At 53.8% G+C, this 2,500-nt stretch carries 3 tRNA genes and 2 rRNA genes (2 of these 5 cut by a window edge); all 5 read right to left on the bottom strand.

Features of this window, described 5'->3' with window-relative positions:
• Nucleotides 1-59 (bottom strand) — tRNA-Leu (locus AC13H5_RS02680); it reaches 28 nt to the left of the window's first position.
• A 34-nt stretch (nucleotides 60-93) separates the two neighbouring features.
• A tRNA-Thr gene (locus tag AC13H5_RS02675) sits at nucleotides 94-169 on the bottom strand.
• Nucleotides 170-178: 9 nt separating this feature from the next.
• Nucleotides 179-254 (bottom strand) — tRNA-Val (locus AC13H5_RS02670).
• A gap of 11 nt (nucleotides 255-265) precedes the next feature.
• Nucleotides 266-381 (bottom strand): 5S ribosomal RNA (rrf, locus tag AC13H5_RS02665).
• 100 nt (nucleotides 382-481) lie between these two features.
• Nucleotides 482-2,500: ribosomal RNA gene (locus AC13H5_RS02660) — 23S ribosomal RNA — on the bottom strand (it continues 895 nt past the right edge of the window).

Here is a 2,500-nt window from a genome sequence, read left to right as displayed (position 1 = left end):
ACGAGGAAACCCTCGCAGGATTTTAAGTCCTGTGCGTCTACCAATTCCGCCACCCCGGCAAGGTATAATTAATGCGGTAGACTATTTTAAAAATGGTGCCGGCGAAAGGATTCGAACCCTCGACCCTCTGATTACAAGTCAGATGCTCTACCAACTGAGCTACACCGGCAGGTGTAAATGGTGGAGGATGACGGGATCGAACCGCCGACCCCCTGCTTGTAAGGCAGGTGCTCTCCCAGCTGAGCTAATCCTCCAAATATGTAATGCCTGGCAACGTCCTATCCTCACAGGGGGAGACCCCCAACTACTTTCGGCGCTGAAGCGCTTAACTTCCGTGTTCGGCATGGGAACGGGTGTGGCCGCTTCGCTATCGCCACCAGACATATATGAGATTAACATTATCTTAACATAATGTCAACTCTTTTTTAAGAGATTGTTCTCTCAAAACTGAAGACTCATCAATTCATACAAACCGTTAGACTAGATCAAAGCCTCGACCGATTAGTATCATTCAGCTCCACACGTCGCCGTGCTTCCACCCATGACCTATCTACCTCATCGTCTCTGAGGGGTCTTTCTTGATTGCTCAAAGGGAAATCTCATCTCGGAGGGGGCTTCATGCTTAGATGCTTTCAGCACTTATCCCGTCCGCACGTAGCTACCCAGCGATGCTCCTGGCGGAACAACTGGTACACCAGCGGTGCGTCCATCCCGGTCCTCTCGTACTAAGGACAGCTCTCCTCAAATTTCCTGCGCCCACGACGGATAGGGACCGAACTGTCTCACGACGTTCTGAACCCAGCTCGCGTACCGCTTTAATGGGCGAACAGCCCAACCCTTGGGACCTACTCCAGCCCCAGGATGCGATGAGCCGACATCGAGGTGCCAAACCTCCCCGTCGATGTGGACTCTTGGGGGAGATCAGCCTGTTATCCCCAGGGTAGCTTTTATCCGTTGAGCGATGGCCCTTCCATGCGGAACCACCGGATCACTAAGCCCGACTTTCGTCCCTGCTCGACTTGTAGGTCTCGCAGTCAAGCTCCCTTCTGCCTTTGCACTCTTCGAATGATTTCCAACCATTCTGAGGGAACCTTTGGGCGCCTCCGTTACTGTTTAGGAGGCGACCGCCCCAGTCAAACTACCCACCTGACACGGTCCTCCAGCCGGATCACGGCTGCGAGTTAGAGACTCTATACGCAAAGGGTGGTATCCCAAGGGTGTCTCCACCGAAGCTGGCGCTCCGGCTTCACAAACTCCCACCTATCCTGTACATCGCGTACAAAGCCTCAATATCAGGCTGTAGTAAAGCTCCATGGGGTCTTTCCGTCCTGTCGCGGGTAACCTGCATCTTCACAGGTACTATGATTTCACCGGGTCTCTCGTTGAGACAGTGCCCAAATCGTTACGCCTTTCGTGCGGGTCGGAACTTACCCGACAAGGAATTTCGCTACCTTAGGACCGTTATAGTTACGGCCGCCGTTTACTGGGGCTTCGGTTCAGTGCTTCTCTTGCGATGACACATCCCCTTAACCTTCCAGCACCGGGCAGGCGTCAGCCCCTATACTTCATCTTGCGATTTAGCAGAGACCTGTGTTTTTGCTAAACAGTCGTTTGGGCCTATTCACTGCGGCTTATGTTGCCATAAGCGTCCCTTCTCCCGAAGTTACGGGACCATTTTGCCGAGTTCCTTAACGAGAGTTATCCCGCGCGTCTTAGAATTCTCATCTCGCCTACCTGTGTCGGTTTACGGTACTGGCGCCGACCTCCTTACTAGAGGCTTTTCTTGGCAGCGTGAAATCCGGTACTTCGCCCTACGGGCTCCACGTCACAGCTCAGCCTTGTGTGTCGGGCGGATTTGCCAACCCGACGGCCTCGCTGCTTGTCCGTGCACTTCCAGTCGCACGGTTACCTTATCCTTCTGCGTCCCCCCATCGTTCAAACGGTGGTACGGCGGTACAGGAATATCAACCTGTTGTCCATCGCCTACGCCTTTCGGCCTCGGCTTAGGTCCAGACTAACCCTGAGCGGACGAGCCTTCCTCAGGAAACCTTGGGCTTTCGACGGAGGGGATTCTCACCCCTCTTTTCGCTACTCACACCGGCATTCTCACTTCCAAGCGCTCCACGGCTCCTCACGATACCGCTTCACTGCTGCTTGGAACGCTCCCCTACCATCCCTTACGGGATCCATAGCTTCGGTGGTATGTTTAGCCCCGTTACATTTTCGGCGCGGCGTCACTCGACTAGTGAGCTATTACGCACTCTTTGAATGATGGCTGCTTCTAAGCCAACATCCTAGTTGTCTGTGCAACGCCACATCCTTTTCCACTTAACATACACTTGGGGACCTTAGCTGATGGTCTGGGCTGTTTCCCTTTCGACTACGGATCTTATCACTCGCAGTCTGACTCCCGAGTACAAGTTGCCGGCATTCGGAGTTTGACTGAATTCGGTAACCCTGTGGGGGCCCCTAGTCCAATCAGTGCTCTACCTCCGGAACT

It is taken from the genome of Exiguobacterium sp. FD-YE-25-4 (assembly GCF_057004685.1).
Note: the sequence above shows the minus strand (reverse complement) of the source record. Positions and strands in the feature narration are given on the sequence as shown.